General features: G+C 72.4%; 3 protein-coding genes. 2 read left to right on the forward strand and 1 reads right to left on the reverse strand.

Annotated features, from left to right (window positions below; genetic code table 11):
* Positions 1-120 precede the first annotated feature (120 nt).
* Positions 121-1554 (reverse strand): LCP family protein, encoded by a 1434-nt coding sequence (locus E1285_RS43560; protein ID WP_132160769.1) that lies wholly within the window; start codon positions 1552-1554, stop codon positions 121-123.
* Positions 1555-1736: 182 nt separating this feature from the next.
* Between E1285_RS43560 and E1285_RS43565 the strand changes: the two genes are divergently transcribed.
* Complete coding sequence (locus E1285_RS43565) at positions 1737-2681, forward strand: DUF6177 family protein (RefSeq protein ID WP_243723468.1); 945 nt, start codon at positions 1737-1739, stop codon at positions 2679-2681.
* Between the two features lie 125 nt (positions 2682-2806).
* Entirely contained in the window at positions 2807-4234 is a 1428-nt protein-coding gene (locus E1285_RS43570; RefSeq protein WP_132160770.1) for a DUF1266 domain-containing protein, read from the forward strand.
* The last annotated feature ends 47 nt before the right edge of the window (positions 4235-4281 follow it).

Raw genomic sequence — 4281 nt, forward strand, 5'->3', positions numbered from 1 at the left:
GGTCGGGGGGTTTGGGTGAGCTGTCTTACATATGACGCTTTGGTACGCGTGGCGGGTTACGCGCCGACACGATACCGATCCGCGGTGGCTCGTGTGACGGCGCCGCCCTGGTGAGAAGTGTCAGGTCGCCGCGCAGACGTCGCGGTCGGCGCGGATCTCGCCGGCGACCTTGGGGACCGACGCGTTCAGGGCGCGCAGGTCGGCGCCTTCCTTGCCGACGACGAGGTAGACGTAGCCGGGCTTGGCGGACGACCAGGCGCGCGGCGTGGGGCCGGGCACCGCGATGGCCGTGCGGGCGGCCTGGCCTTCGGCGCCGGTGCCGTACAGGATCCGGGTGCGGGCGTACCGCCTGTTGCTGTTGCCGACCTTGACGACCTGGAAGCCGCGTTCGGTGAGCTGGTCGGCCGTCCGCTGCGCGAGGCCCGGGGTGCCGCTCCCGTTGTAGACGCCGATCCTGACCTGCTCCGGCGGGACGGGCTGGACCTTCTGCGCCGCGACGGGCGCCGGGGGCGGCTCGGGAAGCCTGTTGTCCTCCCGGACGGCCCTGAACAGCGGCTCGGCCCGCGCCGGGTCGAACTGGACGCGGTTCTTGTCCTGCGGGTACGCCTGCACCGGAACAGTGACGAACCGGACCTTCCCGGCACTCATCCCGCGCAGGCTGCCGGCCAGCTTCTGCATCACCGACAGCGTGAGATCGTCGTCCGCCTTGATCGACTTGGCGATGGCGGACAGGAAGTCGTAGGTGCGGCCCGGGTCCGTGAGCATTCCCCGGTCGGTGGCCTTCTTGACGATCGACGCCATGAACGCCTGCTGCCGCTTGATCCGGTCGAGGTCGGAGCCGTTGCCGAGCCCGTAGCGGGTGCGGACGTAACCGAGCGCCTGGTCGCCGCGGACGTTCTGGCGGCCGGGCTTGAGGTGCAGTTCGGCCTTCGGGTCGTCGATGCGCCGCGGCACGCAGATCTCCACGCCGCCGAGCGCGTCCACGACCCGCTTGAAGCCGGTGAAGTCCACCTCGACGTAGTGGTCGATGTGGATCTTGGTGAGGGACTCGATCGTCCGCCAGGTGCAGGCGGGGCCGCCGTTGGAGAACGCCGCGTTGATCATCCCGAACTGGGCGGGGACGACGGCGCCGTCCTCCTTCTCGCACGGCGGCATCTGCACCATCGAGTCGCGCGGGAAGCTGATGCCGATCGCGCTCTCGCCGCCGGGCGAGATGTGCAGCAGGATCGTGGTGTCGGAACGCTTCCCGGGCTCGACGCCGTAGCGGGCGTTCTCCCCCTCGCGGCTGTCGGAACCCATCAGCAGGATGTTCAGCGAGTTGTTGAGCTTCTCGGGACGTTCGCCGAGCCGGCCGTCCACGTTCTCGCGGTCGATCTGGCCGTCGAGCCGCCGCCAGAACCCGTACGTGGTGAGGCTGCCGGCGACCAGGAGCAGCGACATCGCGATCGACAGCCCGCCGAGCACGCGCCACAGACGGCCCCGCACCGGCGGTTCCGGTGGCTGAGGCGCGTTGTCCGCGAAGTACACCGGAGACGGCGCGGCGGCTCGCTGCATCCGTAACATTTCAGCACAGATTGGACACAGGCCACCCTCGCCACGGGAAAGTCGCCCTCCCACCGGCCCACCGCCGGACCCACCGGCCCACCGCCGGACCCACCGGCCCACCGCCGGACCCACCGGCAAGGTCCGCCCGCAGGGTCCGCCCGGATCGGCCCCCGCACTACACTCCGGTGAAGATGAGCACAGTAGACGCGCTGACCGACCAGGCCATGGTCGTTCTGCAGGATCGGCCGCTGGTGCCGCTGAGCGCCTGGATGAACAAGGCCCTCGGCGACTGCGTCGCCAGCGGCCGCACCCTCCAGGTCGTCACCCCCCTGGCCTCCCGGCTGTCGCTCCCGCTGCGCTCCGCCGCGGCGGGCAAAGAGGTGCAGTGGGTCGTCCGCGACGGCGACGGCTACTACGAGGGCCTCACCGGACGGCCGCTGAAATGGAGCGGCGGGACGTTCGTCCCCGTCCCCGAGGCCCGTGACTACGCGCCCGGGTTCACCACCCGTCCCACCGCCCCGATCGGCTCGCAGCTCACCCTCGCCTACCGCACCAGGCACGGCCCCGAAGGCGACCTCGGCGGCCCCGTCGACCGCCTCCTGCAGCTGCTCACCGGCAAGGCGCCTGTCGCCCTCGGGCCCGCCGAGCCGCTGGAGCACCCCTGGCGCAGCGACCGGTTCACCGAGTACGCGCGGGGACGCTCCACCGCGCGGCTCCTCGTCGGCGGCGACGGGCCCCGCCCCGCCCAGGCGATCTGCGACTTCACCGCGGACCAAGGCGGCGCCGTCGCCGAGGTCGGCACCGTGACCGTCGGCTACATGCCTGAGGACCCGCCGCCCCTGCGGCACCTCCCGACCCTCGTCGGTGCGCTCGCCGCCGCCGAGCAGGCCATCGCCTCCCTGTTCGTCCAGGTCACCCCCGGCCGCGCCGACCTCACCACCGAACCCCGGTGGACGGGCGCGCCCGCACCCGCCGCGCTGGCCGTCGCCGGGACCGTCGCCGGGCCGGACGGCATCCCCGGCCAGCAGGTCGGCCCCCCGCGCGCACCGCTGACGCTGTTCCCCCTCGGCGACGGGCGCTCCCAGGACGGCTGGCAGCGCCACAGCCACCTCATGCAGCACCTCCAGTCCGCCTGAGCACCCCCGGCCGCCTCCTGGCCGGCCTGCCTCGCTTCTTGGAATCGGCTTTCCGGAGGCTTGCCCGCACGAACGCCGCACCTGGCTGATGATCTACCCGTAAGGGATGATGTACGGTCCTGCCCATGGGAAAGGCCGGTCAGCTCGACGCTCTTGAGCGGGCCGTCGAGGGGACACTCGCCGAGGGATCGTTCGAGTTCGACGGCGACGCCGCGGTACTCCGCATCGAGGGGTCCCTGGTCCTCACCACCACCTGGTTCCTCGCCCTCGGCATCGGCGGCGTCGCGCTCCTCCTCACCGGGGCCGTGCTGTCCCTGTCCGGGTTCCCGGCCGAGGCGCGGTGGGCGCTGGCGCCGGGCGCCGGCCTGTTCGGCTGCGCGCTCGGCTTCGTCCTGCTGCTGCGCTTCACCCCGCTGTTCGACCTGTGGTCGCATCTGGAGCTGCGGTTCGCGGAGCGGACGATGGTGCACCGGCGGACGCGCGTCCCGTTCGGCGAGCTGCGCCCCGAGCACCTGGTGTGGAAGAACGGGCGGTTCTTCCGGCGCCTCTACGTCCGGCACCCGTCGCTGCGCAAGCAGCTCGCCGGGTTCTTCGGCAGCGAGGAACGGCAGGCCAAGGAGTTCCAGCGGCGGCTGTGGGAGCTGATCTCCGCACCCGACCTGGCCGGCGCCCTCGCCGACGGCAGCGACCTCACCCCGGTGCAGCACTGGATCATCGCGGCCGCCGGCCCCTACGGCGCGATCAACGGGTTCCGGCTGGACCGCCTCGGCGTGGCGCCCGGCGAGTCCGCGGCGACCGCCGACCGCCGCACCGCGCAGGAACTCCTTCAGGACCCGTGGGGCGCCTACGACCTCGAACAGCTCCTCGGCGCCGTCAACTGGCTCGTCCAGGACGGTCACCGCGCCGACTTCACCCAGGACGCCGTCCTCGCCGCCCGGCCCCGTGCCGCGCAGGAGGAGTACAGGACGCTGCTGCGCGAGGTCGACGACCTCATCGCCCGCGACATGCTCGAACCCCCGTTCGTCGAGCGGCTGATCGAGCTGGTGCGCGTCCGGTACGGGGACGAGGGCGGCTCGTACGCGCGGCTCGTCCCGCGGGTGCTGCGCGACGAACCCGGCGCGGACGTCAGCGAGGAGGGCGCCGAACTCGCCCAGTTCCTCCACCAGCTCTTCAACGACCGCAACCACGCGTCCGAGGAGCTGCACCGCATGAAGGCCCTGGCCGACCCCGCGCTGCGCGCCAACGTGGGACGGTTCCTGATCTGGGACTACGGGCGGGCCCTGATGCTCTACCGCTGGGGCCACATGGTGGGGTGGCTGACCGAGGAGTACTGCTGGGAACGCATGCTCCCGCTGGCGATCGACATCCAGCGGCGGTACTCGTCCTGGGGGGACATGGCCACCTGCTACCTCCAGGGGCGGCTGCTCTGGTCGGGCGGCGGCGGTAAGGCGCAGGACGAGTACGAGCGGCTCGTCGAGGACCTCGCCACCGAGCCCCGCAGCCCCTGGAACCTCGTCCCCTGGGACCTCGACCTCACCCGCGACTGGGCCTGACCACCCCCTCGGCGCCGGGGGCCGGCGCCGCGGTCGGCGCCGGGGCC

The sequence above is a fragment of the Actinomadura sp. 7K507 genome, assembly GCF_004348425.1.
Taxonomy (GTDB): domain Bacteria; phylum Actinomycetota; class Actinomycetes; order Streptosporangiales; family Streptosporangiaceae; genus Spirillospora.